The 24405-nt window shown below is 66.8% G+C and carries 26 protein-coding genes; 14 read left to right on the top strand and 12 right to left on the bottom strand.

Features of this window, described 5'->3' with window-relative positions; all coding sequences use genetic code 11:
• Positions 1–288: 288 nt before the first annotated feature.
• Positions 289–1224, top strand: coding sequence for a heme o synthase (locus OHS03_RS16655; protein ID WP_235569431.1), 936 nt, complete (start codon positions 289–291; stop codon positions 1222–1224).
• A 98-nt stretch (positions 1225–1322) separates the two neighbouring features.
• Here OHS03_RS16655 and OHS03_RS16650 read toward each other — a convergent pair whose 3' ends face one another.
• Positions 1323–2801: an FAD-dependent monooxygenase gene (locus OHS03_RS16650; protein WP_328663842.1), complete on the bottom strand. Its 1479-nt coding sequence runs from the start codon at positions 2799–2801 to the stop codon at positions 1323–1325.
• A gap of 95 nt (positions 2802–2896) precedes the next feature.
• Between OHS03_RS16650 and OHS03_RS16645 the strand changes: the two genes are divergently transcribed.
• Positions 2897–3499, top strand: coding sequence for a TetR/AcrR family transcriptional regulator (locus tag OHS03_RS16645; RefSeq protein WP_328663840.1), 603 nt, complete (start codon positions 2897–2899; stop codon positions 3497–3499).
• 43 nt (positions 3500–3542) lie between these two features.
• On the opposite strand, the gene OHS03_RS16640 is transcribed toward OHS03_RS16645, so the two are convergent.
• Positions 3543–4508 carry a quinone oxidoreductase family protein gene (locus OHS03_RS16640; RefSeq protein WP_328663838.1) on the bottom strand — a complete coding sequence of 322 codons (966 nt, stop codon included), beginning with the start codon at positions 4506–4508 and terminating at the stop codon, positions 3543–3545.
• Between the two features lie 76 nt (positions 4509–4584).
• On the opposite strand from OHS03_RS16640, the gene OHS03_RS16635 reads away from it, so the two are divergent.
• Positions 4585–4950, top strand: coding sequence for a hypothetical protein (locus tag OHS03_RS16635; protein WP_328663836.1), 366 nt, complete (start codon positions 4585–4587; stop codon positions 4948–4950).
• A 72-nt stretch (positions 4951–5022) separates the two neighbouring features.
• Here OHS03_RS16635 and OHS03_RS16630 read toward each other — a convergent pair whose 3' ends face one another.
• The 9 genes from OHS03_RS16630 to OHS03_RS16590 all read right to left on the bottom strand — a co-directional run bounded on the left by OHS03_RS16630 (position 5023) and on the right by OHS03_RS16590 (position 13880).
• Positions 5023–5994 (bottom strand): COX15/CtaA family protein, encoded by a 972-nt coding sequence (locus OHS03_RS16630; protein ID WP_328663834.1) that lies wholly within the window; start codon positions 5992–5994, stop codon positions 5023–5025.
• A 68-nt stretch (positions 5995–6062) separates the two neighbouring features.
• Positions 6063–6845 carry an ABC transporter permease gene (locus OHS03_RS16625; protein ID WP_328663833.1) on the bottom strand — a complete coding sequence of 261 codons (783 nt, stop codon included), beginning with the start codon at positions 6843–6845 and terminating at the stop codon, positions 6063–6065.
• Positions 6842–7774, bottom strand: coding sequence for an ABC transporter ATP-binding protein (locus tag OHS03_RS16620; protein ID WP_056810401.1), 933 nt, complete (start codon positions 7772–7774; stop codon positions 6842–6844). Before OHS03_RS16620 ends, OHS03_RS16625 begins: the two co-directional genes overlap by 4 nt.
• The gene (gene mptB / locus OHS03_RS16615) at positions 7771–9489 is read right to left on the bottom strand and encodes a polyprenol phosphomannose-dependent alpha 1,6 mannosyltransferase MptB (protein WP_328663830.1); all 1719 of its coding nucleotides are present in this window, start codon (positions 9487–9489) and stop codon (positions 7771–7773) included. Before mptB ends, OHS03_RS16620 begins: the two co-directional genes overlap by 4 nt.
• A gap of 170 nt (positions 9490–9659) precedes the next feature.
• The gene (locus OHS03_RS16610; protein ID WP_328663828.1) at positions 9660–10190 is read right to left on the bottom strand and encodes a hypothetical protein; all 531 of its coding nucleotides are present in this window, start codon (positions 10188–10190) and stop codon (positions 9660–9662) included.
• An 81-nt stretch (positions 10191–10271) separates the two neighbouring features.
• Positions 10272–10772, bottom strand: a complete 501-nt coding sequence (locus OHS03_RS16605; RefSeq protein ID WP_328663827.1) for a hypothetical protein — start codon at positions 10770–10772, stop codon at positions 10272–10274.
• Complete coding sequence (locus OHS03_RS16600) at positions 10769–12025, bottom strand: hypothetical protein (protein ID WP_328663825.1); 1257 nt, start codon at positions 12023–12025, stop codon at positions 10769–10771. Before OHS03_RS16600 ends, OHS03_RS16605 begins: the two co-directional genes overlap by 4 nt.
• 128 nt (positions 12026–12153) lie before the next feature.
• Positions 12154–12840: a DUF3558 domain-containing protein gene (locus tag OHS03_RS16595; RefSeq protein ID WP_328663823.1), complete on the bottom strand. Its 687-nt coding sequence runs from the start codon at positions 12838–12840 to the stop codon at positions 12154–12156.
• Between the two features lie 89 nt (positions 12841–12929).
• On the bottom strand, positions 12930–13880 hold the full coding sequence (locus tag OHS03_RS16590; RefSeq protein ID WP_328664263.1) for a rhomboid family intramembrane serine protease: 951 nt from the start codon (positions 13878–13880) through the stop codon (positions 12930–12932).
• Positions 13881–14194: 314 nt separating this feature from the next.
• Here OHS03_RS16590 and OHS03_RS16585 point away from each other — a divergent pair, with 314 nt between their 5' ends.
• The 8 genes from OHS03_RS16585 to OHS03_RS16550 all read left to right on the top strand — a co-directional run bounded on the left by OHS03_RS16585 (position 14195) and on the right by OHS03_RS16550 (position 21160).
• Complete coding sequence (locus tag OHS03_RS16585; protein ID WP_328663821.1) at positions 14195–14989, top strand: helix-turn-helix transcriptional regulator; 795 nt, start codon at positions 14195–14197, stop codon at positions 14987–14989.
• Positions 14986–16422 carry a Fe-S cluster assembly protein SufB gene (sufB, locus tag OHS03_RS16580; RefSeq protein WP_062983114.1) on the top strand — a complete coding sequence of 479 codons (1437 nt, stop codon included), beginning with the start codon at positions 14986–14988 and terminating at the stop codon, positions 16420–16422. The genes OHS03_RS16585 and sufB overlap by 4 nt, the downstream gene beginning before the upstream one ends.
• Entirely contained in the window at positions 16422–17600 is a 1179-nt protein-coding gene (gene sufD / locus OHS03_RS16575; protein ID WP_056810393.1) for a Fe-S cluster assembly protein SufD, read from the top strand. The genes sufB and sufD overlap by 1 nt, the downstream gene beginning before the upstream one ends.
• Positions 17601–17632: 32 nt before the next feature.
• On the top strand, positions 17633–18400 hold the full coding sequence (gene sufC / locus OHS03_RS16570; protein WP_056810390.1) for a Fe-S cluster assembly ATPase SufC: 768 nt from the start codon (positions 17633–17635) through the stop codon (positions 18398–18400).
• Position 18401: 1 nt separating this feature from the next.
• A complete protein-coding gene (locus OHS03_RS16565) occupies positions 18402–19655 on the top strand; it encodes a cysteine desulfurase (RefSeq protein ID WP_328663820.1) in 1254 nt (417 codons plus the stop codon).
• A gap of 3 nt (positions 19656–19658) precedes the next feature.
• The gene (gene sufU, locus OHS03_RS16560; RefSeq protein ID WP_056810385.1) at positions 19659–20141 is read left to right on the top strand and encodes a Fe-S cluster assembly sulfur transfer protein SufU; all 483 of its coding nucleotides are present in this window, start codon (positions 19659–19661) and stop codon (positions 20139–20141) included.
• Complete coding sequence (locus OHS03_RS16555; protein ID WP_056810383.1) at positions 20138–20554, top strand: metal-sulfur cluster assembly factor; 417 nt, start codon at positions 20138–20140, stop codon at positions 20552–20554. The genes sufU and OHS03_RS16555 overlap by 4 nt, the downstream gene beginning before the upstream one ends.
• A 177-nt stretch (positions 20555–20731) precedes the next feature.
• A complete protein-coding gene (locus OHS03_RS16550) occupies positions 20732–21160 on the top strand; it encodes a DUF4189 domain-containing protein (protein WP_328663818.1) in 429 nt (142 codons plus the stop codon).
• Between the two features lie 61 nt (positions 21161–21221).
• On the opposite strand, the gene OHS03_RS16545 is transcribed toward OHS03_RS16550, so the two are convergent.
• Positions 21222–21845, bottom strand: coding sequence for a TetR/AcrR family transcriptional regulator (locus tag OHS03_RS16545; RefSeq protein WP_056810377.1), 624 nt, complete (start codon positions 21843–21845; stop codon positions 21222–21224).
• 156 nt (positions 21846–22001) lie between these two features.
• Here OHS03_RS16545 and OHS03_RS16540 point away from each other — a divergent pair, with 156 nt between their 5' ends.
• The 3 genes from OHS03_RS16540 to OHS03_RS16530 all read left to right on the top strand — a co-directional run bounded on the left by OHS03_RS16540 (position 22002) and on the right by OHS03_RS16530 (position 24363).
• Complete coding sequence (locus OHS03_RS16540) at positions 22002–23288, top strand: PucR family transcriptional regulator (protein ID WP_328663816.1); 1287 nt, start codon at positions 22002–22004, stop codon at positions 23286–23288.
• A 24-nt stretch (positions 23289–23312) separates the two neighbouring features.
• Positions 23313–23615: a riboflavin biosynthesis intermediates N-glycosidase gene (ybiA, locus tag OHS03_RS16535; RefSeq protein WP_328664261.1), complete on the top strand. Its 303-nt coding sequence runs from the start codon at positions 23313–23315 to the stop codon at positions 23613–23615.
• Positions 23616–23862: 247 nt separating this feature from the next.
• Complete coding sequence (locus OHS03_RS16530) at positions 23863–24363, top strand: DUF4189 domain-containing protein (protein WP_328663814.1); 501 nt, start codon at positions 23863–23865, stop codon at positions 24361–24363.
• Positions 24364–24405: the final 42 nt, after the last annotated feature.

The following is a 24405-nucleotide window of genomic DNA, read 5'->3' as shown; positions in this document are numbered from 1 at the left end:
GCGAGGATCGTCGCGGTGCCGTTCACCTGCGCGTCGATACGGGTTCACCGCCGCGTGGGCCCGGGATACCCGGTCGCGAGGAGTAGTGACCGCGCCCACGGTGGCGGGGGTCTGGCGCGGAGCGGCAGGTGAGTGGGTCTACCATCCTCTGTAGTAGTGGCCGCGCCGCAGCCGCGCGCTGCTCGTTCCATTACCGGATGCGAAGCGAAGCACAGCGTGCGAGGAGAAACAGTGCGGATCGGTCACGAGCCGGGTAGTAGCGGTGCGCACGGAACTTCGTCGACGGCCCTGGCCGACCGCCTCGCGGGCGACAGTCTGGCCGCGCGAATCGTGCGCAAGCCCCTTGCCTATATCGCGCTCACCAAACCACGCGTCATCGAGCTGCTGCTCGTCGCGACCATTCCGACGATGCTGTTGGCCGACCGCGGCACCGTCGACATCCGACTCATCCTGGTCACCCTGTTCGGTGGCTGGATGGGCGCGGCCAGTGCCAACACCCTCAACTGTGTCGCCGACGCCGACATCGACAAGGTGATGAAGCGGACCGCGCGGCGGCCACTTGCCCGCGATGCGGTGCCCACCTCGCACGCGCTCGTGTTCGGCGTCGCGCTCGGCGCGATCTCCTTCGCCTGGCTGTGGTGGCAGGCCAACCTGCTCAGCGGCGCGCTCGTCGTCGCGACGATCCTGTTCTACGTCTTCGTCTACACCAAGGGCCTCAAGCGCCGGACCTCGCAGAATGTGGTGTGGGGCGGCGCGGCCGGGTGCATGCCCGCTCTGGTCGGCTGGTCCGCGGTGACCGGCGATATCGGCTGGCCCGCACTGGTGCTGTTCGCGGTGATCTTCTTCTGGACGCCGCCGCACACCTGGGCGCTGGCCATGCGCTACAAGGAGGACTACCGCGCGGCCGGTGTGCCGATGCTGCCGGTGGTCGCCACCGAGCAGGTGGTGACCAAGCAGATCGTCATCTACACCTGGTTGACCGTGCTGGCGACGATGGCGTTGGTGCCCGCGACGGGCGTCATCTACGCGGCGGTCGCGCTGGTGGCCGGCGCCTGGTTCCTGCTGATGGCGCACCAGCTCTACTCCGGGGTGCGCCGTGGTGAGTCGGTGAAGCCGCTGAAGTTGTTCCTGCAGTCGAACAACTACCTGGCGGTGGTGTTCTGTGGCCTGGCCGTCGACTCGGTGCTCGGGTGGGACACGGTGGGCAGCCTCGTCGGGCTGTAAGACATTCTTTCGCGACAGTGGCCGGGCAGCGATGCCCGGCCACTGGCGTTTCCGGACCCGGTCACGCTCGTCGGGTCAAGGGCGGTGTCGGGTGAACGTCACCAGCGATGTGCGAGGTGGCCGTCGGGTCGGATCAGGACGGCGGTGCCGGAGGTGGCCGCGTAGGCGGTGAAGGCGTGGCCGTCGGTGTCGACGAGTGTCGTGAACGTGGGGCGGTCGGTGTCGGTGGATCGGTCGCCGGGGGCGTCGAACCGGTGGATCTCGACGGTGTGGACGTCGGGATCATCGAGGGCTGCGGCGTCCGTCGCAGCGGGCCCGGGCGTCGGGGCGAAACGCAACAGGGTGGCATGCGGGCCACGGAAGAGGTCGAACAGGCGGATCGGTCGGCCGGATTCGTCGTGTAGCGGGGCGTCCGGTGCGCGGTCGCCCGCGACGAGCTGGCCGTGCTCGGTGGGGGAGCGATAGGTGATGCCGAGCTGGCGGGTTTCGGGGCCGCGCTGCATCGCGTCCTCGTCGCCGTCGACGAGTTTGTCGAGGAGTTCGGTGCTCAGGCCGAGGATCCGGGCCGCGACCGTGCGACGTTCGGATTCGTAGGTGTCGAGCGGGGCGGGGTCGCCGCCGAGCGCGGCGGCCAGTTTCCAGCCCAGGTTGTAGGCGTCCTGGACACCGGTGTTCAAGCCCTGGCCGCCGGTGGGCGGGTGGACGTGGGCGGCATCGCCCGCGAGGAGCACCCGGCCGTCGCGGAATCGTTGCGCGAGTCGAATGTTGGGGCGCCACACCGTGATCCAGGACAGGTCGCTCAGCACCAGACCTTCCTCGGGGCCGTGGCGGTCGGCGAGATCCTGCAGTGTGGCCAGATCGGGGGAGCGGTCGTCGGCCAGCGGGGCGGCGAACTGGAAGCGCCGCGCGCCCGGTAGTGGAGACAGGGCGAAGCCGGTCATCGGCTGGTCGGCCGCGGCGGCGAACCAGTAGCCGTACTCGTGGTCGAGGGCGTCGGCGCGGACATCGCCGAGCAGCATCTTGATCGAGTCGTCGGTGCTGCCGTCGAACGCGATCCCGAGGCGCTTGCGCACCGCGCTCGCGCCACCGTCGGCACCGATCAGGTAGCTCGCGCGCACCGTCTCCGGTGTGCCGTCGCGGTGCAATGTCGCCGTGACACCGGTGTCGTCCTGAGTGAAATCGGCTAGCGCCGTGCCGAATTCGACTCGCACCCCGAGCTCGGCGAGCCGTGCCCGCAGGATCGCCTCGGTGTCGGACTGGCCGAGCACCCAGGCATTCGGATACGGCACATCCGGCGTCGGCTCGACCGGTTCGGCCATGCGCCGCTCGCCGACGAAGGCCCCCGCGAAGTAGGCGCGCATCACCGGGAGCTCGCGCCCGGCCGCCAGTACCGCGTCGATGACGCCGAGGTCGTCGAACACCTCCAGGGTGCGCGGTTGCAGGCCGTCCCCGCGTGATCCCTGGAACGGAGAATCGGCCCGGTCGACGATCCGGACGTCCACGCCGCGCCGAGCGAGGTCGATGGCGAGGGTGAGACCGGTCGGGCCCGCACCGGCGACGAGTACCTGTTCTGACATGGAAATACCTCCTGAAACAAGAACTGAACCGACATTCAGTGAATATGAATTCAGTTTCAGTGTTGGTACCGTGCTTGTCAAGGAGGTGATGTCCGGTGGCGGGCAGCAGGCGCGAGAAATCCGCGGAAACCGAGCAGGCACTCAAGGACGCCGCCCGGCAGGTTTTCGCCGAACACGGCTACCTGAACGCGAAGATCACCGACATCACCACCGCCGCGGGCCGCGCCGCGGGCTCGTTCTACAACCACTTCGCGAGCAAAGAGGAACTGCTGCAAGCGCTTCTGCGCGATATGGCCGTCGCGGGTGACGAGCGCGCGGCCGATCCCGAGCACAACGGCGACTTCACCGATCCGGCGGCAGTGCGATACCACGTGCGCGGCTACTGGACTTTCGCCCGCGAACACGCCTCGGTCCTGCGCGCGATCGGGCAGGCGGCGCTGGTCAGCCCGGACTTCGCCCGGATCATCGCCGGGTTCGGCGCGGAGCAGCGCGCCGATATCGCCGATCACGTGGCGGACTTCCCGGAACGCGAACTACGCCTGCCGGGAACGGTCGACGCCAGCCTGGCCATGATGTTCGCGGCGGTCGACGGGATGTTGCGCATGGTCGAAGACGGGTCGGTGACCCTCACCGACGAGGAGGCGATCGAGTCGATCACCCGCTTCGTCTACCGCGGCCTCACGGGCCGCGACTACTGAACCGAGCGCAGGGCCGGGCACCGGAGTGCCCGGCCGGTGTCGGCTAGGGCAGCAGGACGATCGAGCCGGTGGTCTTGCGGTCGGCCAGGTCGCGATGCGCCTGGGCGGCATCGGCCAACGGATAGGTGGCGCCGATGCGGAGGTTCAGGGTTCCCGCGGCGATCCAGTCGAAGACCTCGGTCGCGCGCCAGAGGAATTCGGTGCGATCGCGGGTGTAGGCGCCCAGCGACGGGCGGGTGAGCCAGAGGGAACCGGCGGCGTTGAGGCGTTGGGGGTCGAAGGGCGGGACCGCGCCACTGGCCGCACCGAACAGGGCGAGGGTGCCGCGGACGCGGAGCGAGGCGAGGCTGGCTTCGAACGTGCTGGCGCCGACGCCGTCGTAGACCGCGGCGACGCCGATGCCGTCGGTGAGGTCGCGCACGCGGGCGGCGAGGTCGTCGTCGTAGCGCAGGACCTCGGTGGCGCCCGCTTCGCGCGAGAGCTTTTCCTTGGCGTCGGTGGAGACCGTGGTGATGACCCTGGCGCCCTTCGCGACGGCCATCTGGGTGAGCAGCAGGCCGACGCCGCCCGCGCCCGCGTGGACGAGTACTGGGTCGCCGGGTTCGGGGGAGAACACCGATTCGGTCAGGTAGTGGGCGGTCATGCCCTGCAGGAGGGCAGCGGCCGCGACAGCGGGTTCGACGTCGTCGGGCACCTTCACCGCGACGGCCTCGTCGACGGTGACCAGGTCCGCGTAGCTGCCGGGCGCCGACGCCCAGGCGACTCGGTCGCCGACGGCGAACTCGGTGACGTCCGAGCCGATCGCCACCACGATGCCCGTGCCCTCCGAGCCGGGAAGGTAGGGCGTCGCCTGCGGATACTGGCCGGTGCGGAAGTAGATGTCGATGTAGTTGACGCCGACGCCCTGGGTATCGACCAGTAGCTGACCCGGCCCGGCCTGCGGGTCCGGCACCTCGACGTACCGCAGGACCTCGGGACCACCGTGCTCGGAAACCTGAATCGCGCGCATGAGTCCCCTTTCTACACCCCGTGTTCCGGACCACTCGGGGCTGGACTGGAAACTACCTGCCGGTAAACTCACCGCCATGAGTACAACCGCCGCCCCCGAGGCCGTGAAGGTGCCGGCCGAGGTCGAGAAGTCCATCGTGAAGTTCCTCGCCCAGCACGGTGGTTCGGGAACGGCCGTGCTGCAGTACCTCGGCAAGCAGGGCGTGCGGATCACCCTGGTCGGCGCCGACGGCATCCTCGGCGACCGGGTGGTCGGCGATATGGCGATCGCGAAGGCGCTCGTCGAGCGCGTCGACGGCCTCGCCGAGACCGACGAGTGGAGCCGTGAGCTCGGCTCGATCGTCACTCCCGCCCCGACGCACTGGGCCAAGATGGCCGGCTGGGTCGCCCGTCAGACCAAGTTCCCGAAGGCGCGTAACTGGAAGCTGCTCGCCGGCGCCTGACGGCCACCGACGAGAAAAGCCCGCGAATCGCACTGCGACGCGGGCTTTTTCGTTGTTCGAGGTGGTCGGATGTCAGCGCGGGGAAGGCTGCGACAAGGCAGGCGCGTCGATCTTCTCGCGCGTATGCAGTGACGCCCACAGTGCGGCGGTCGCCGCGGTGCAGGCCGCGGCCCCACCGACGTGGATGGCGACGAGCGCGGCGGGCACATCGGTGAAGTACTGGACGATGCCGACGAGCGCCTGCGCCAGCACCAGCCCGAGCAGCACGAACAACCGCTTGCGGATGGCCGCCGACATCCCGACGGCGTACAGGCCGAAGGCGAGTCCGATCAGCAGCGCGAGGTAGCCGATCAGCAGCTGCGAGTGCAGGTGCACCAGCGTGACGATCTCGACTTCCAGTCGCTCGACCTGTCGGTCGATGCTCTTGTCGCCGGCATGTGGTCCGGCGGCGGTGACCAGCGTGCCCGCGACGAGCACACCCGCGAGCGCCACGCCGGACAGCGCGGTGAGCCAACGCAGGGGAGCGGGTACCTGGACGGTCTCGATGCCGTCGTCGGGTTCGCTGATCTTGGCGTACAGCACCACCGCGAGCCACACCATCGCCATCGAGGCGAGCAGGTGTACCGCCACCGTCCACCAGAGCAGGCCGGTGCGCACGGTGATTCCGCCGATCACGGCCTGCACGACGGTGCCGCCGGGCATCAGCCAGGCATAGACCAGAACTTCCTTGCGCCTGCGCGCCCGGACGACGGCCAGCACGATCAGCGCGGCGCACAGCGTCACCGCGAAGGTGAGCAGCCGGTTGCCGAACTCCACGGTCTGGTGCAGGACCGGCACTTCCGACACCCCGATGGGGGTGAAGCTGCCGGGGAAGCACTGCGGCCAGGTCGGGCAGCCGAGGCCGGAAGCGGTGACGCGCACGATGGCGCCGGTCACCGAGATGCCCGCCTGGCTCAGGATCACCGCGACGGCGATGAGCCGCTGCACCCGCAGCGAGGGGAGCGGTAGCCGGTCGACGAGGCCAATGAAGGCGCGATACAGCACGTCAGGAATGGTACCGGCCGAGGATTCGGCGCTGATACCAGGGCTACTACAGTGCGTCGTTGGTCACGTCAGTGGAACCGGAAGAGCCGGGTCGCGAGCCAGCCGCACACCACGCCCCACACCGCGAGCACCGCCACTCCGAACCAGTCGATCGACCCCGTCAAGGCCGTGTCCAGCGCGAAAGCCAGCGCACCGGACGGGATGAGCCGCGCGATCACGGTCAGCGCGGTGGGCAGGGTGTCGCCGACGAGGACCAGGCTGGCGATGCCGAGCATGATGAACCACAGGATATTGGCCAGCGCGAGCACGACCTCGGCCTTGAGCGTCCCGCCGAGCAACAGCCCCATCGCCGCGAAGGCGGCCGTGCCGAGGGCGATCACCAGCGCGCCGAGGGCGAGTCCGCCGATACCGGGCCGCCATCCCAGCGCGACGCCGATCGCGCCGAGCAGGATCGCCTGCAGCACCACCACGATCAGCACGGCCGCGCACTTGCCCGCGATCACGCCCCAGCGGGGCAGCGGTGTCGCGCCGAGGCGTTTGAGGGCGCCGTAGCGGCGGTCGAAGCCGACGGCGATGGCCTGGCCGGTGAACGCGGTCGACATCACCGCGGTCATCATCACCATCGGCACGATCCGGTCGACCCGGTGCTCGCCGAGGTCGCCGAACGGCAACAGGGTGAGCCCGATGAGCAGGGTGATCGGGATGAACATGGTGAGCAGCAGCTGTTCGCCGTTGCGCAACAACAGTTTCAGCTCGAGCCCGGTCTGCGCCGTGAGCATCGCCGCCCGCGTGGCCGGATGCGGGTCGGGCGTGAAGGTGCCGGGCCGGAAACGGCTGGTGGTCTCGCTCATCCGCGCAGGTCCCGTCCGGTCAGTTCGAGGAAGACGTCTTCGAGGCGACGCTGGTCGATGCGGATGTCGGTGGCCAGCACGTCCATCCTGGCGCACCACGCGGTGACGGTGGCCAGCACCTGCGGGTTGATCTCGCCCTCGACGAGATAGGTGCCCGGCGTCGTCTCTCGCGGCGAAAAGCCTTCGGGGAGAGCCGATGTCAGCAGGTTCAGGTCGAGTTTCGGTGGGGCGCAGAACCTCAGCTGGCCTGCCGCGCCATGAGCGGTGACCTCGGCGGGAGTGCCCTGGGCGACGATCTGCCCGTGATCGATGATGACGAGCTGATCGGCGAGCTGTTCGGCCTCGTCCATCATGTGTGTGGTGAGCACGACGCTCACGCCGTCGCGGCGCAGGGCGTCGATCAGTTCCCAGACGATCAGCCTGGCCTGGGCGTCCAGACCGGCGGTGGGTTCGTCGAGGAAGACGATCTCGGGCCTGCCGACCAGCGCGCAGGCGAGTGCGAGCCGCTGTTGCTGACCACCGGACAGGCGTCGATAGGGGGTGCGGCGGTTGTCCTGCAGACCCAGCGTCGACAGCAGCCAATCGGGATCGATGGGATCGGCCGAGTAGGCCGCGACCAGATCGAGCATCTCCCCGGCGCGGGCGCCGGGATAGGCGCCGCCACCCTGCAGCATTACGCCGATGCGCGGACGCAACTGCTCGGAGTCGGCGATCGGGTCGAGGCCGAGGACGCGTACGGTGCCCGCGTCCGGGCGCACGAAGCCTTCGCACATCTCGACGGTGGTGGTCTTGCCCGCGCCGTTGGGGCCGAGCAGAGCGAACACCTGGGCGGGCTCCACGTCGAACCGGAGACCGTCTACTGCGGTGGTCTCGCCATAGCGCTTGACCACACCGTCGACGCTAACGGCGGGTCCAGGGCGACTTGTCACGATCTCACACGGTAAGCCGTGCCCTCCTGTGACGGAGCCGACACCCCCGCCTGTGCCCGCCATGGCAGCGTGTGCCGGGTGAGCGCGAAGAACAGCGCGAAGCACACGACGGCGGCGAGTGCGGCGCCGATGATCTGGAAGACCTGGAATTCCGCGCCACGCGGCATCACCAACATCGAGACCACCGCCGAGAACGCGACAGCGGGCACGCGGAACACCGGCTGGGTGGCCCACGCGGCCAGCGGCACGATGGCCCAGAGCAGGTACCAGGGCTGGACCACCGGAAACAGCAGCACGATCGCCGCGAGGGACACGCCCATCGCACCGACCGGATGCAGCCTGCCCATGCTGGTGGCGACGAGCATGCGGACGGTCACGAAGACCGCGACCAAGCCCGCGATCGGGCGGGTGATCGAGAGCAGCGCGGTGGTGTGATCGCCGAGGCCGAGCAGCACGCCGCCGAATCCGGTGACGATTCCGATGATGGTCGGCAGCGACATCCAACTCCGGACGGCGTTGGCGACGCTGAGGGTGTGGACCCAGCCGAAGCCGAGACCACTGGCGAATCCGATGAAAAGCGTTGTCGCCACGGCGATGACGCCCAGCAGCGCGGCGGCCTTCACGATGGCGACGAACGAGCCGCCCCAGCGTCTGGCCAGTGCCATCCCGACGAACCCGAGCGCGATGATGGAGGTGAGTTTGATCGACGACGACAGCGTGATCACCACCGCGCCACCGATCAGCAGCCCGTAGGCGCGGGCATCGAACGGTGGCAGATTCGTGGCCGTCAGCCGGTCGGGTCTGCCGCCCTCGCCGTAGACCGCGCGGAGCATGAGCTCCACACCGGCCAGCATCAGGCCGAGCATGAGCGCGTCGTTGTGCACGCCGCCGACCAGGTGGAACAGCACCAGCGGATTGGCCGCGCCGAGCCACAGCGCACTCACCGGCGCGACCCCGCAGCGCACCGACAACCGCGGCAGCGCCCACACGATCAGCGCTACACCGGCCAGCGCCAGTAGCCGGTGCACCCACACCCCCGCGATGATGTTGTCCCCGGTCAGCTCCGCGATACCGCGCCCGATCCACAGGAACAGCGGACCGTACGGCGCGGGCGTATCGCGCCAGATCGTCGGCACGTTGTTGGTCAGCACATTGTCGATCCCGAGTCCGGCGACCGGACCCTCGGAATAGGGGTCGATGCCGCGCGCGGCGATCTCGCTTTGTGCCAGATAGGAATAGACGTCGTTGCTGAACATGGGCGGCGCCACGGACAGCGGAATGATCCACAGCAGCAGCGTGCGATCCAGCTGCGAGCGGCTCAGCCGGTGTAGTGGCGAACCGGCGAGCCTGCCGATGGCGAAGCGCCCCAGCAGCAGCCACGCTCCGATCACCAGCGCGGTGCCGAACATGCACATTGCCAGTGAGCCGGTGTGCGCGCGCGCGAAGATGCCGAGCACGCGAACGCCCGAGACCGGATTCTGATGCACCGGCTGGGCGCCGATGCCGAGCGCCGCGATCGCCATGAGCACCGCACCGGTCGCGCCCATCAGCCGGATCCGGTCCAGTTGCGCGCGTTCGCGCTTGTCGAGCCCGGGGACCTCGGTCTCGTCGCGATGCAGCACCGCGACGGTGTGATCGGGCGCCGACACGTCGAGCCCGAGAGCTCTACGCCCGAACGCCAGTGTCTTGCGCGCCGCGCCCTCCAGTACTGCCACGAAGTCAGAGCCTAGTGTGCGCGGACACGATTACCCTCGGGCGGTCGAACGGGACCGTTGCGGCCGCGACCGAGTCGACGCGGCAGCGACCGGGGCATCCGCGAACCGGACCGGACGTTCTCCGCCTCGTGGACCACAGTTTCATCGAGCAGTCCCCACCGATCCGCACATCACCAGATATCGATCCACAGGGGCCGCTTCGGAACGTCGATCAAGGCCGACTTCTTATGAACGACGAGGGGAACCGGGGCCCCTATGCTCAGCCGTTCACTCATTGCTCGTGCCTTGGATACGCGGAACTGGTGGTACAAGAACTGCTTCTGTACCTGGACCTCCGCGCCGGAATCCGGGTGCGGGAACTGAGCTTCGATCTGGAGCCGCCACGAATCGAAGTTGAACAGCCTTCTACCGCGTTCACATTCCAGATCCGACTCGACCACGACTGCGGACACCTCGCTGCCGACCCGCTGGAGATAAGCCCGCCGCACCCGCCAAACACCGGCCAGGACGCCCATCCATCCCCAGACGCCCAGTATCAGGCTCGCTGGAAAGAACAGCGCCATGGCGACGTCGGAACCGGTCCATCGGGCCAGTGCGATACCGAGATTCAGTGCGCCTCCGAGGAAGGTCACCGAACCCACCACCACACCCGATATCCACACCAGCGTCATCGGGTTGACCAGTCTCCCCGACCGCGCCATATGAACTCCTCGAGCAAGCGAAAAATTTGAAGAGCCAACGGTAGCGGCGCCTCGGAACACGAATTAATGGCATGGTGCGTTTCAGCGCCAACGCCGATCGTCGGGGTAATCCTCGAATTCATCCGACCAGTCGCTGGGTCCGACCACGGTCTCCCCTGGTCGGAATCGGCCGGTGGGCGGCGGGGTGGGCGGCCACGCAGGCGGCGGTGGCGGTGGCGGCGCTTGCGGGGGTTCCGGTGTCCATTTCCAGGTGAACTCCTGTGGCAAGCTTTTCATCTCGGCGACCTCCGGTGGAACCGGACGCGCGAGTGTTTCGATGTCACACCATCGGCATTCGCCGGCGGCGACTCTGTCGGCGTAGGCCTTCAGTGCCGGTGACGCTGTGTCCATCCCGGCGACCATCGAGATGAACTCCTCGGTCACCTCGGTGGCACTGTCGAAGAGTTCTTCGACATCTATGCTGGTCAGGCGGATAGTGGCCGTGCGTAGATCGTCTGCCGCGTCCATGACCTTCCGCGCGAAAGCCTCCACCTCGGCGTCGAGGTTCGGCTCCCGCATGCTGCCCCACTGCGGCCGGGTCATTTCGCGTTCTCCCACGGTGCGGCACCGGTGTCATAGCCCTCGGTCGGCCGGTTTGTGGTGTCGCCGTAGTTGGCGATGCGCGTGAGATCCTGTCCGATAGCGGTTGCTCGGGTCGCCTGGTCGACCCGCTTGGTGACGGGTGCGACCGCATCCTCCAGCTTTTGTTTCGCGTTGTCCGTCAACTTGCCTACCGGATCCTTGATGTAGTCGAGTAGTTTCTGAAAAGCCTCGACGAGCTCTTTGATCTTGAGAACCGTGTTGATGGCGTTGGTGACTATGGTCGCGATGTCAACGACGAGTTTGGCGATCCGGGCAGCTCCCATCCCCGGGACGGCCGCGGACAAGATGTTGGCGACCGATTTTAGAGCACCTTTGATGTCGTCGAAATCGACATACTTGTTGAGCATCCCCCACAGGCCTTCGATGATCGCTTTGATCCCGTCCCTGATCAAATCGGCGACCACGCCCGCACAGTCGCTCACAACACGACCGACAGGGCCTTCCCACTTCATCGCGGCGATCTGCTTTGTTACCCAGTCCGTGAACGTTGCCGAGGCTTGACCGTCCCAGTTCGGGCTGTTGCCAGTGTTCCCGTCGATTCGCTTGACTCCGGATTCGAGGTTCTCACCGCATGCTTCGAGTCCGTTGCCAGCCGATTTGTAGACGTCACCGAGCCTGCGGATCTCGGACCAGTTGCCGGGAATCGGCGACAAACATTTGCCCAGTGGATCTTGTTCGTTACCTGCGGCCCGAGTCATGCTCTTGATCGATTCGTTCACGCTGCCGAGCGTGGGGAAGATATCTGCGATGAGACCGATGACGTCATCTTTATTCGCCGATGGTGGTTCGAGTTTGACTTCCTTCGGCTTCGGGTACGTAGCGGCACCCTCGTAGGCGGCCGTGGCGCCGGTCTCTTCGACGTTGTCGCCCACTGCGACACCGGATTCAGTGTGTGCGTTCAGCGCTGCGTAGGTTTTCTGATCCTGGCTGTGATACATCCAGGCGGCCTTGTTGAGTTCGGTACCGGTGCTCGCGGTGGTAGTCGCCAGCACGCCGTGGCGCTTGGACATCCAATCGGCGGCGTCATTGATGGGGTTTACCAGCGTGTCGATGATCGGTCCGTGGAGCCAATCAGCAGCCTTGCCCTCCTTCGCTACGAAGGCTGAGACCGCCTGGGCATCCTCAGCTATCGAGGTGATGAGGTTGCCGAGACCAGCAATCTCGCTGGGATTCGCCGCGAATGTTTCAGCCATCCGTGTTACGCCCTCACTCTGCGCTGCTCAACTAGGCGGAGCCGAATGCCGTTTCCCCACCGCCGGACTCCCGCTCCGGTCGTGGTCGGACTGTAGGGGCACGGCTATTGGGTGTCAACACCGCCGAATCAGTTGCCGCCGAGGGCTTCGCTGAAGATTTCGGCAAGCTGGCGGATCTGGTCACACGGCTCTGGCACGGCAACCGGACCGGGAGGCACGGTAAGGCGCACAGTGAAGGTGCCATCGGGGGCTTCGAGGGACGCCGTGCATGAGCTGGGGACCTGTGGAGTCCGGTACAGCACGGCCTCGCGCCCGCCGATCAGGTCGGAGTGGAAAATGCTGTGGCCCGGGTTGCGCCTGATTTCGTCCAGCGTCATGTCGCTCGACGTCACCCCTAACCCGCCGGTCGGATACTTCTCACCATCGACGAATTCCTCACGCCAGAATTGGCAACCGATTGTCGTCAAGAGGCTGGATGTGGTTTCGTCCGCAGCTCTTTCGCGAGTGGCCGGGTCGAATCCCGCCCGGGTCACCAGATCGTCGCCCACGCCGACACAGGGGTCGAACCGAACCTGGATGGCGCCTGTCTGTACCGGTGCAGGCGGGACCTGCACCTGCACCGAAGTGGAGGTCGTGGGTGCGGTCGTCGCCGAAACGACCGTGTTCGCGCGGTCCTCGGTGGAGTTTCCCGTACACGCAACCAACGCTGTCGCACTGACCGCTAGGCAACCTGCGGCGAAGCTTCTTTTTATCATCGGAGCCCGATCGTTGAGGTCACCGCGCGATATCGGCAGCACCAGGCGGTCACTGGTCATTCGTGATCATTACAGAAGGCCGCCGCACCGAACGACTCGGTCCGAACGCTTACAACGGCCCTCGGCCGGTCGTGCAATGTCGGAGTGGACTACCTGGGCGCTTCGGCGGGGGTCGGTGCGGTGACGGCCGGTGGTCCGACGAACACCGGCTGCTGACGCAACGAGAGCACCGAGGCGATGATCACGGCCACGCAGACCACCACGACCGCGCCGAGCGCCGCCCAGCCGATGCGCTGCGCGGACCGCTGATCACGGGCCGACAGCCAGCCGGGCACGAACAGGATGCCGAGCGCGCTCAATGTGCCCGCGGCCAGACCACCCAGGTGACCCCATAGCGAGATCCCCGGGATCGAGAAGCTGATCAGCACGTTCACGCCGATGACCACCAGCATCGGAGTCGGGCTCTGGCGCAATCGGATCAGCGTCACGGTGACGGCGCCGAACAGGCCGTACACCGCACCGGAGGCACCGGCGGTCGCCGTCACCGAGTCCGACAGCGCCATCACCGCGGCCGATCCGCCCAGCAGGGAGACCAGATAGACGCACCCGTACCTGACCCGGCCGAGGACCTGCTCGAGATCGCGCCCCACGACATAGAGCGCGAACATATTGACCAGCAGATGGATCGCGCCGTAGTGCAGGAACCCCGACCCGAGCAGTCGCCACCACTCGCCGTCGGCGACCAACAGCGGCACCAGGACGAACTCGCGGAATACCGACGACCCGCGATAATTGTCCATCGGACTACCGGCCTGGGCCGCGGTGACGAGATAGAGCAACACATTGACCGCTATCAACCCGTAGGTCACGTACGGAACCGCCGCGCCCGCACGCGCCCCACCGACGGTCCGCACCGGACGCACATCCTGCTGCCCCTGCCGCACGCAGTCGACGCAGTGCTGCCCGACCGCGGCCGGGCGCAGACATTCAGGACAGGCGGGCCGCCCGCATCGCGTACACGCGAGTCCGGTAGGCCGATCGGGATGACGGACACACGTGGGTGTGAGCGGGTTCGACACCCTGTCATCGTGCCAGACCACGCCGCTCGCCCGCCTCGTTCGCCACAGCGCACCTGGACCGTCGATCACTTCGGTTGTGGTGGGAATATCGTCGTCGAGCAACGCCGTGAGAGCGTGGTGAAGCACTCTCCGGCACCAGGTGCGCAGCGGGTGATCGCGGTCGAAGACCTGTGCGATGGGTCACCTGGTCATGCGTCGTCGATCGGTCCACAGGGGCCGCACCTGGGGTTTTGCCGGGCGGGAGAGTTCCCCGATGATCTTCATCGCAGGTCAGGGCACCCTTTGTCAGGCGACCCTTATTAGATTTAAGGAAGTAATTCCGCCACACTGGTGTTGTGAAAACCGTGGGTTTGCGGACAGGCGTGGAAAGTGACGGTCGTAAGACGACCGGCGCTCGGTCGTCCGCTGTCCCCACGGCGACCGCGCACGAAGGGCAGACCAGGGCGGCCATCGTCCAGTTGCTGCTCGAGCAGGGGCCCATCACCGCGACGGCGATCGGCACCGAACTCGGCCTCGCGCCCGCCGGGGTGCGCAGGCACCTCGACGCGCTCATCGACGCGGGTCAGGCTCGGGCGAGCCGCTCGGCGCCGTGGCAGCAGAAGGGGCGCGGCAGGCCGGCCAAGCAGTACCAGCTCACCGCGGCAGGCCGGGGCAATCTCGGTCACGCCTACGACGATCTGGCCGGGGCGGCGATTCGTCAGCTCGGTGAGATCGGTGGCGACGCCGCGATCGCCGAATTCGCGCGCAAGCGGGTTCGCGTGATCGTCGACGGCATCGAGCCCGTCGCCGACCACACCGCACCGGTGATCGAAGCGAAGGTGGAGGAGATCGCGGAAGCGTTCGCCGAGGCCGGTTTCGCCGCCACCACCCGTCAGGTCGGCGCCGGTGTGCAGATCTGTCAGCACCACTGCCCGGTGGCCCATGTCGCCGAGGAGTTCCCGCAGTTGTGCGCCGCCGAATTGGACGCTTTCCGCGACCTGCTCGGTACCCACGTGCAGCGCCTTGCGACGATCGCCAACGGTGATTGCGCCTGCACCACCCACGTACCGCTGGTCGCGGTGCCGAAGATCCCAACCGCCGCACAGCCCGCGGCGGGACGAACGAACGACTCCGGAAGGAGTGCCGAATGACGACCTCGACCGACCAGGTACAACCGCTTACCCAGGACGAAACCATCGCCTCGCTGGGCACCTACGGTTACGGCTGGTCCGACTCCGATGTGGCAGGCGCCAGCGCCCAACGTGGCCTGTCGGAGGCTGTCGTTCGCGACATCTCGGCCAAGAAGAGCGAAGAGGAGTGGATGCTCGACCTGCGCCTCAAGGCGCTGCGCATCTTCGACCGCAAGCCCATGCCGAACTGGGGTTCCAACCTCGAGGGCATCGACTTCGACAACATCAAGTACTTCGTGCGCTCGTCCGAGAAGCAGGCCGAGAGCTGGGAAGACCTGCCCGAGGACATCAAGAACACCTACGACAAGCTGGGCATCCCGGAAGCGGAGAAGCAGCGTCTGGTCTCCGGTGTCGCGGCGCAGTACGAGTCCGAGGTCGTCTACCACTCCATCCGCGAGGACCTGGAGAAGCAGGGCGTCATCTTCCTCGACACCGATACGGCGTTGAAGGAGCACCCGGAGATCTTCCACAAGTACTTCGGTTCGGTCATCCCCGCCGGTGACAACAAGTTCTCCGCGCTCAACACCGCCGTCTGGTCGGGTGGCTCGTTCATCTACGTGCCGCCGGGCGTGCACGTCGACATCCCGCTGCAGGCCTACTTCCGGATCAACACCGAGAACATGGGCCAGTTCGAGCGGACGCTGATCATCGTCGACGAGGACGCCTACGTCCACTACGTCGAGGGTTGTACAGCTCCGATCTACAAGTCCGACTCGCTGCACTCCGCGGTCGTCGAGATCATCGTGAAGAAGGGCGGCCGCTGCCGCTACACGACCATCCAGAACTGGTCGAACAACGTGTTCAACCTGGTCACCAAGCGCGCCAAGGCCGAAGCGGGCGCCACCATGGAGTGGGTCGACGGCAACATCGGCTCCAAGGTCACCATGAAGTACCCGGCGGTCTGGATGACCGGCGAGCACGCGCACGGCGAGGTCCTCTCCGTCGCGTTCGCCGGCCCCGGCCAGCACCAGGACACCGGCGCCAAGATGCTGCACCTGGCCCCGCACACCTCCTCGACCATCGTGTCGAAGTCGGTAGCGCGTGGCGGCGGTCGCGCGTCGTACCGCGGTCTGGTCCAGATCAACAAGGGCGCCCACGGTTCCAAGTCGACCGTGAAGTGTGACGCGCTGCTGGTCGACACCATCAGCCGCTCCGACACCTACCCCTACGTCGACATCCGCGAGGACGACGTGACGATGGGTCACGAGGCGACCGTCTCCAAGGTCTCCGAGGAGCAGCTGTTCTACCTGATGAGCCGCGGCCTCACCGAGGACGAGGCGATGGCGATGATCGTGCGTGGCTTCGTGGAGCCGATCGCCAAGGAATTGCCGATGGAATACGCATTGGAACTGAACCGGCTCATCGAGCTGCAGATGGAAGGGGCCGTGGGCTGATGTCGACGCTCGAGACGCCGATCCAGAATCCTGGCGCGGGCGCCGCGGTCAACAAGGGCGAGGTCTTCACCTCGTTCGACGTCGACCAGTTCGAGATCCCCTCGGGTCGCGACGAGGCGTGGCGGTTCACCCCGCTGCGTCGGCTGCGCGGCCTGCACGACGGCACCGCCGTTGCCGATGGTCAGGCAGTGGTCGAGGTGAGCGAGGTCGCCGGAGTCACCGTGGAAACGGTGGGCCGCACCGACTCTCGTCTCGGCCAGGCCGGTACCCCCGCCGATCGTGTCGCCGCTCAGGCCTATTCGGGTTTCTCCGAGGCGACCGTGATCACCGTCGGCCCGGAAACCGAGGTGTCGGACCCGGTGACGGTCACCATCACCGGTCCCGGTGAGGGCAAGACTGCCTACGGTCACCTGCAGGTACGCCTGGACAACTTCGCCGTCGCCACCGTGGTCATCGACCAGCGCGGCAGCGGAACCTACGCCGAGAACGTCGAATTCGTGCTCGGTGACAGCGCCAAGCTCACCGTCGTCGCGGTCCAGGAATGGAACGAAGACGCCGTGCACGTCACCGCGCATCACCTGAAGCTCGGCCGTGACGCGAACCTGCGCCACGTGTCGGCCACGCTGGGCGGCGACCTGGTTCGGCTGTCGGGCACCGTGCGCTACGCCGGTCCCGGTGGCGAAGCGGAGCTGTTCGGTCTGTACTTCGCCGACGCGGGCCAGCATTTCGAGCAGCGTCTGCTGGTCGATCACTCCGAGCCCAACTGCAAGTCCAATGTGCTGTACAAGGGTGCGCTGCAAGGCGATCCGTCCTCGCACAAGGGCGACGCTCGCACGGTCTGGATCGGCGATGTGCTGATCCGCGCGGCCGCCGAGGGCACCGACACCTACGAGGCGAACCGCAACCTGGTGCTCACCGACGGCGCGCGCGCCGACTCGGTGCCGAACCTGGAGATCGAGACCGGCGAGATCGCCGGTGCCGGACACGCGAGTGCCACCGGCCGTTTCGACGACGAGCAGCTGTTCTACCTGCGCGCTCGCGGCATTCCCGAAGACGTCGCCCGCCGCCTGGTGGTGCGTGGCTTCTTCTTCGAGATCATCCAGAAGGTCACGGTCCCCGAGGTCCGGGAGCGGCTCGAGGCGGCCATCGAGGCCGAGCTCGCCACTGTCGGTATCTGACACCACTTACTGCAACGAAGGATTCGAATTCGATGACCACCTTGGAAATCAAGGACCTGCACGCCGAGATCACCACCCCCGAGGGTGAGTCGAAGCAGATCCTCAACGGCGTCGACCTGACTGTGAAGTCGGGCGAGACGCACGCCATCATGGGCCCCAACGGCTCGGGCAAGTCCACGCTGTCCTACGTGATCGCGGGCCACCCGAAGTACACCGTCACCCAGGGCACCATCACCCTCGACGGTGAGAACGTCCTCGACATGTCGGTCGACGAGCGCGCCCGCGCCGGCCTGTTCCTGGCCATGCAGTACCCGGTCGAGGTCCCCGGCGTCTCGATGTCGAACTTCCTGCGCACCGCCGCCACCGCCGTCCGCGGCGAGGCCCCCAAGCTGCGCACCTGGGTCAAGGAGGTGAAGGAGTCGATGAAGGAGCTCGATATCGACTCGGCCTTCGCCGACCGCTCGGTGAACGAGGGCTTCTCCGGTGGCGAGAAGAAGCGTCACGAGGTCCTGCAGCTGGGTCTGCTCAAGCCGAAGATCGCGATCCTCGACGAGACCGACTCCGGTCTGGACGTCGACGCGCTGCGCATCGTCTCCGAGGGCGTCAACCGCTACAAGGAGCGTACGGACGGCGGCGTGCTGCTGATCACCCACTACACCCGCATCCTGCGCTACATCAAGCCTGACTTCGTGCATGTGTTCGTCAACGGCAAGATCGTGGCCGAGGGTGGCTCCGAGCTGGCCGACGAACTCGACGCGAACGGGTACGAGCGCTTCACGTCCGCGACCGCTGGAGCCTGATATGACCGCTACGGTGCCCGCCCTCGACGTGGCCCGGATCAGGGCCGACTTCCCGATCCTGCACCGCACGGTGCGGGACGGGAAACCGTTGGTGTACCTGGATTCCGGTGCCACCTCGCAGCGTCCGCTGCAGGTGCTGGACGCCGAGCGCGAGTTCTTGCTCACCCGGAACTCCGCGGTGCACCGCGGTGCGCATCAGCTGGCGGAGGAGGCGACCGACTCCTACGAGCAGGCGCGTGCCGATATCGCCCGGTTCGTCGGCGCGGATCCCGGCGAGATCGTGTTCACCAAGAACGCGACCGAGTCGCTGAACCTGGTGGCCAACGCGTTCGGTGACGACCGGTTCCCCTACAAGGTCGGCCCCGGCGACGAGATCGTCATCACCGAGCTCGAACACCACGCGAATCTCGTTCCGTGGCAGGAGCTCGCGCGTCGCACCGGCGCCACCCTCACGTGGTACGGCATCACCGACGACGGCCGCATCGATCTGGACTCGCTCGAACTGTCGTCCGCGACAAAGGTTCTCGCGTTCAGTCATCAGTCGAACGTGACCGGCGCCGTCGCTCCGGTGGACGAGCTGATCCGCCGGGCGAAGGCTGTCGGTGCGCTCGTCGTGCTCGACGCCTGCCAGTCGGTGCCGCACATGGCGGTGGACTTCCACGAGCTCGGTGTCGACTTCGCCGCGTTCTCCGGTCACAAGATGCTCGGCCCGATGGGCGTGGGCGGACTGTACGGTCGGCGCGCGCTGCTCGAGGAGACGCCGCCGTTCATCACCGGTGGGTCGATGATCGAGACCGTCACCATGGAGAAGACCACCTACGCGCCGCCGCCGCAGCGCTTCGAGGCGGGCACGCCGATGACCTCGCAGGTCGTCGGGCTGGCCGCCGCGGTGCGCTATCTCGAGGAACTCGGCATGGACGCGATCGCGGCCCACGAGCACGCGCTCACCGGCGCCGCGCTCGAGGGTCTGTCCGGTATCGACGGTGTGCGGATCGTCGGGCCGGTCGAGAACGTCGATCGCGGTGGCGCGGTGTCGTTCGTGGTCGACGGGATCCACGCCCACGACGTGGGCCAGATCCTCGACGACCAGGGTGTCGCCATCCGGGTCGGACACCACTGCGCCTGGCCGCTGCACCGCAAGTTCGGTGTCGCCGCCACCGCGCGTGCCTCGTTCGCCGTCTACAACACCCTCGATGAGGTCGACGCACTGGTCGCGGCCGTGCGGAAGGCCAAGACCTTCTTCGGAGTTGCCTAGATCATGCGTATGGAACAGATGTACCAGGAAGTGATCCTGGATCACTACAAGCACCCGCACCACCGCGGGCTGCGGGAACCGTTCGGTGCGCAGGTGCACCACGTGAACCCGACCTGCGGTGACGAAGTGACGATGCGGGTGCAGATCGACGACGCCGGCGAGGTCGCCGACGTCTCCTACGACGGCCAGGGCTGCTCGATCAGCCAGGCCGCCACGTCGATCCTCACCGATCAGGTGATCGGGCTGCCGGTGCAGCAGGCGCTGAAGGTCGTCGACTCGTTCAGCGAGATGATCTCCAGCCGCGGCACCGTCGAAGGCGACGAGGACATGATCGGCGACGGCATCGCCCTCGCCGGTGTCAGCAAATACCCGGCGCGGGTCAAGTGCGCGCTGCTCGGGTGGATGGCGTTCAAAGACGCTGTCGTGCAGATCAGTTCGGCCGAGGAAACCAAGGCACCGATGGGAAATGGGGAGTCTGCCACATGAGTGAGAGCACCGATACCGCACAGATCCCGGAAGCCGCCGAGGCAGTCGAGGTCGACAAAGCCGTCGAGGCTGTCGAGGTCGAGTTGACGGCCGAACAGATCCAGCACGTCGAAGACCTCGAAGAGGCGATGCGTGACGTCGTCGACCCCGAACTCGGCATCAATGTCGTCGATCTCGGCCTGGTCTACGGCCTTTCGGTCGACGCGGAGAACATCTGCACCCTCGACATGACGCTCACCTCGGCGGCCTGTCCGCTGACCGACGTCATCGAGGACCAGTCCCGCAACGCGCTGGTGCGCAGCGGTCTGGTCGAGGACCTGAAGATCAACTGGGTCTGGATGCCCCCGTGGGGCCCGGACAAGATCACCGATGACGGCCGCGAACAGCTGCGCGCCCTCGGCTTCACGGTGTAGCACTGCGCTTTTCGGGCCCGGATCCTTGATGGATCCGGGCCCTCGGCGTTTCGGTGTGATCATGCGCCGACAGGTCGCAGTGTGATCTTTCTCGGTTCGGTTGGCTATGACCGGGCGATCAGTGATGATCTTGAAGGTTCCGGACTTTCGGAACTGTTGTCAGAGGAGATCTTTCGAATGAGTTTCATGGGTAAGGCCGGCTTCGCCGTTGCGGCGCTGGGTCTTGCGGCCGGGTCGGTGTTCGGCGCCGGTTCGGCAAGCGCGGCGGGCGACCAGTGGGCATCGATCGCTGTGAGCGACGGCCAAGCGATCTATGGCACCAGTGTCAACCAGGCCGACGTCGAGTCCGCCGAGTCCGCCGCCGTCGCCGACTGCTACTTGGCGGATTGCCAAGCTGTGCTGACCTGGGCCAACGGCTGTGGCGTCCTGGTCGAGAGCAACAAGGCCCTCGCGTGGGCGTCGGGTGCGAATCGGGCAGAGGCCGAGCGCAAGGCCTTCGACCAGCTGTCGACGTGGACGCCGACCGCGGTGCTGGCCAACACCGGCTCGGCGAACCTGAGCGGTGCCCACGTTGTCGACGCGATCTGCACGGTGAACGCGCGCTGATCAATCGCGTAGCGAACGGGCCTGAATCCTCTCGAAGGGTTCGGGCCCGTTTCGTTGTGTACTAGGCGTTTTCAGCTGCGGAGACGGCGTCGATCCAGGCGCTGATCATGTCGGCAGTGCCGGCGATGATGGCCTCGAGTTCGACGTCGTCCAACTCGACCGAACGCAACGCGGTGGCGAAACCGGCGTTGAGTACGACGAAGGCCATCACGTCGATGTCGACGTGCTTGATCGGGCCGATGATCTGGAGGATGTAGAGCTTGATGAGCATCCGCAGTCGGGGTTCGAATTCGGGGATGCCGCTGCCGTGGAACTGTAGATCGGCGACCAGGGCCCGCACGAGCGGCCCGTTCGCGACGAGGATGTCCACGGCCGAGCGGATCAGGTCGACCACGGCATCGCGGGGGGATTGGTTCGCGCTAGCGGTCAGCAGCTGGCTGTAGCGCTCCTCTACCTGCAGAAACAGGCTGTCGTTGAGCTCTTTGACGATCTCGTCGCGATCGTTGAAATACCGGTAGAGCGTGCCGATGCTCATGCCCGCCTCGGTCGCGATCCGATTGGTCGATGTGTTGCCGATCCCGCGGGTGCCGAAAAGATGAGCGGACACCGTGAGAATGCGGGTTCTGGTTTCCTTCGCACGGTCTTGCTTGGGTCGTTTACGCTGCTTATCGGCTTGCGGGGGCATTTTCGGACCTCGACGGAAAGAAGAGTAGAAGGTGAGCTGTCGCTCACCCTACAGTCATGATCACAGAGAAACCGAAGTGCGGGCCATCACATGGGCCAACACGACGGAGGCACAACCACTACCGGCGGCGCCGGGGTGTAGAAGGAGGAGTCGACGATGACGATCTCACTGGACGAGACGGCCCTGTGGCAACCCTTGCGTGATGTGCGGACGATGACCAGCCGATTGGTGGGCCACTTCGTCGACAATGTCGCGACCTGCCGGACGCTACCCGGCGATGTGATCTCCGGCGATGTCACCTCGGTCACCCGGATGTGTCTGGAAATCGTCGGCGGAATGCTGGACGGCCGCGACGAGGAAGTGAAACTGAACCGGCTCGCGGTTGCGGCGGCGGGGTGGGCGCGCGAAGGCGTGCCGATCGACACGATCCTGCACGCCTTCCACGAGGGTTTCCGGCTCTCCTTCGACGCGGTCTACGACGAGGTAGCCGACGCCGACCGGGCGAGCCTGATCCACGGCTTCCGGCGGGTGGTCGAGATCTCGGACCTGCTGTGTACCACCGTGACCCGCTCCTATATCCGCGAGCATCGCGAGGCGGTCGGTGAGCATCACACGGCCGTGCACACTCTCACCTCGGCTCTGCTGGCCGGCCAGTCGACCGTCACCATGGCGCGCGAGGTCGGCATCACCGTCGCCGACGCGTATTCGGTACTCGCCCTGTCGATCGGGCAGCATCCCGACGAGCGCGATCCGCGGGTGAACGGCGCGGTGGTGGCGCGGCGTAAGCTGCGGCGGGTACAAACGGCGCTGGCGCACCGATGTGGTGAGCAGGTGCTGTCACTGCTGTCGGTCGACGGCGGTACCCTGCTGATCCCGGCCGATCTGTTGGTCGACGACCAGCTCGACGCGCTGGTCGAGGTGCTGTCGCGGGCCGCGCACGTCGACGTCACGGCGGCGCTGGTGCCCGCCACGACCGAGGAGATCCCCGACGCGGCACAGCGTGCCCACGAACTGCTGGACATGGTGGAGCGTCTCGACAGCACCCCCGGCCTCTACCGCTTCGGTGACCTGGCCTTGGAATACCAGCTCACTCGCCCCGGCCCCGGCCGCGCCCGTCTCGGCGAGCTGCTCGCTCCCCTCGACAACCACCCCGAGCTCTACGAAACCCTGCGCGTGCACATCGCCAACAACATGAACCGCCAGCGCACCGCTCGCCTGCTGCACATCCACACCAACACCGTCGATTACCGCCTGCGCCGAGTAGCCCAACTCACCGGCCTCGACCCGGCCCAGTCCTCGGGCCTGTGGCAGCTGCGCTCCTCGATGATCGCCCGCAGCTTCCACACCGGCGCCGGCGACCGATCCACCGTCGCCGAAACCCGAATCCCCCGCCGCCCCGCCCCTCACCCCTACCCCGACCTGGACGGCATCCGCACGGCCTGACCCGACCACCCGAGTGGACAGCGCCTGGGTCAGGCGAAGAAGCTCGGCAGGCAGATTCGGAACTTCGACGACAACGTGTGGGAGCGCGCGCGGTTCGACATCGTGGTCGCGGGGAGTGTGGCCGAGTTCGGCCAGGATGACGCGCTGCGGCGATATCTGGTCGGTACCGGATCGCGAGTGCTCGTCGAAGCCAGTCCGGTGGACCGGATCTGGGGGATCGGGTTGGCGGCCGACGATCCGGGTGCGACAGATCCGCTGCGGTGGCGGGGGCTCAACCTGCTCGGATTCGCGTTGATGCGGGCGAGGGAGGAGTTGGTTCGCCAGTAGGGGTTTCGGCCCGCCGCTACTTGTCGGAGGGTGTTGTTACGCTGTGGCGGACGAGCGGTTCGGGAGGAATCGGGCGTCACGACACGCGAGAACTGTTGTCGCCGACTATGTTTCGGCGCTATGACCGGTTTCGCCGAATGGTTGTCGTCGCGATGCCGGAAAGCTATTTCCGGGGGAGTGGGCGGGCCGTTCATGATGGGTTCGGCTTCGAGGTGCGGAGTCGACATTTCGACGGGGAGAATCTCTGATGTCTGTTGTGGGCAAATATGCCCTCGGTGTGGCTGCCATGTCCGCGGTGGCCGCGTTCACCGTGGTGAACGCGGGGGCTGCTTCCGCGGGGGCCAGCGGTGTGGCGATCGCCGAGGTGCCGGGGTACACGGCGGTGTCGCGCGATGGTGGCTTCCAGGCCGCGGCGGGCGACCTCTATGGGGCGCTTGCCTTGTCGGCGGGCCAGGCCGTGGTGGCCTCGGCGGTGAATTACGGCAGCTGGGCGGCGGCGAGCCAGGCCGCGCTCGATGAGTGCGGTGTGCGCGACTGCCAGGTCGTCGTCGAGTTCCGCAATGCCTGCGGTGCGGTGGCGCAGGGCGCGGACTACCGCTTCGGCTGGGCGTGGGATCACTCCCTGGCCGCGGCCGAGCGCTCAGCGGTGGATGTACTCGGCATCAGCGCGGCGCCGTTCCCGGATCCGGGCTCGGCCTCACCGCGTGCGGCGAGCGTCATCCTGTCGGCCTGTACGGCCAACATCTAGGAAATCTCCGAAAGCAGTGGCACGGACCGATCCGGTCCGTGC

Origin of the sequence: Nocardia salmonicida (genome assembly GCF_036142455.1) — a bacterium.
Classification (GTDB): Bacteria; Actinomycetota; Actinomycetes; order Mycobacteriales; family Mycobacteriaceae; genus Nocardia; species Nocardia salmonicida.
Note: the sequence above shows the minus strand (reverse complement) of the source record. Positions and strands in the feature narration are given on the sequence as shown.

Excerpts from the sequence above, each read along its gene's own strand:
- OHS03_RS16650 (WP_328663842.1), bottom strand. The coding sequence starts at position 2,801 with ATGTCAGAACAGGTACTCGTCGCCGGTGCGGGCCCGACCGGTCTCACC.
- OHS03_RS16640 (WP_328663838.1), bottom strand. The coding sequence starts at position 4,508 with ATGCGCGCGATTCAGGTTTCCGAGCACGGTGGTCCCGAGGTCCTGCGG.
- OHS03_RS16635 (WP_328663836.1), top strand. The coding sequence starts at position 4,585 with ATGAGTACAACCGCCGCCCCCGAGGCCGTGAAGGTGCCGGCCGAGGTC.
- OHS03_RS16625 (WP_328663833.1), bottom strand. The coding sequence starts at position 6,845 with ATGAGCGAGACCACCAGCCGTTTCCGGCCCGGCACCTTCACGCCCGAC.
- OHS03_RS16610 (WP_328663828.1), bottom strand. The coding sequence starts at position 10,190 with ATGGCGCGGTCGGGGAGACTGGTCAACCCGATGACGCTGGTGTGGATA.
- OHS03_RS16605 (WP_328663827.1), bottom strand. The coding sequence starts at position 10,772 with ATGACCCGGCCGCAGTGGGGCAGCATGCGGGAGCCGAACCTCGACGCC.
- OHS03_RS16600 (WP_328663825.1), bottom strand. The coding sequence starts at position 12,025 with ATGGCTGAAACATTCGCGGCGAATCCCAGCGAGATTGCTGGTCTCGGC.
- OHS03_RS16595 (WP_328663823.1), bottom strand. The coding sequence starts at position 12,840 with ATGACCAGTGACCGCCTGGTGCTGCCGATATCGCGCGGTGACCTCAAC.
- sufB (WP_062983114.1), top strand. The coding sequence starts at position 14,986 with ATGACGACCTCGACCGACCAGGTACAACCGCTTACCCAGGACGAAACC.
- sufD (WP_056810393.1), top strand. The coding sequence starts at position 16,422 with ATGTCGACGCTCGAGACGCCGATCCAGAATCCTGGCGCGGGCGCCGCG.
- sufC (WP_056810390.1), top strand. The coding sequence starts at position 17,633 with ATGACCACCTTGGAAATCAAGGACCTGCACGCCGAGATCACCACCCCC.
- OHS03_RS16565 (WP_328663820.1), top strand. The coding sequence starts at position 18,402 with ATGACCGCTACGGTGCCCGCCCTCGACGTGGCCCGGATCAGGGCCGAC.
- sufU (WP_056810385.1), top strand. The coding sequence starts at position 19,659 with ATGCGTATGGAACAGATGTACCAGGAAGTGATCCTGGATCACTACAAG.
- OHS03_RS16555 (WP_056810383.1), top strand. The coding sequence starts at position 20,138 with ATGAGTGAGAGCACCGATACCGCACAGATCCCGGAAGCCGCCGAGGCA.
- OHS03_RS16550 (WP_328663818.1), top strand. The coding sequence starts at position 20,732 with ATGAGTTTCATGGGTAAGGCCGGCTTCGCCGTTGCGGCGCTGGGTCTT.
- OHS03_RS16545 (WP_056810377.1), bottom strand. The coding sequence starts at position 21,845 with ATGCCCCCGCAAGCCGATAAGCAGCGTAAACGACCCAAGCAAGACCGT.
- OHS03_RS16540 (WP_328663816.1), top strand. The coding sequence starts at position 22,002 with ATGACGATCTCACTGGACGAGACGGCCCTGTGGCAACCCTTGCGTGAT.
- OHS03_RS16530 (WP_328663814.1), top strand. The coding sequence starts at position 23,863 with ATGTCTGTTGTGGGCAAATATGCCCTCGGTGTGGCTGCCATGTCCGCG.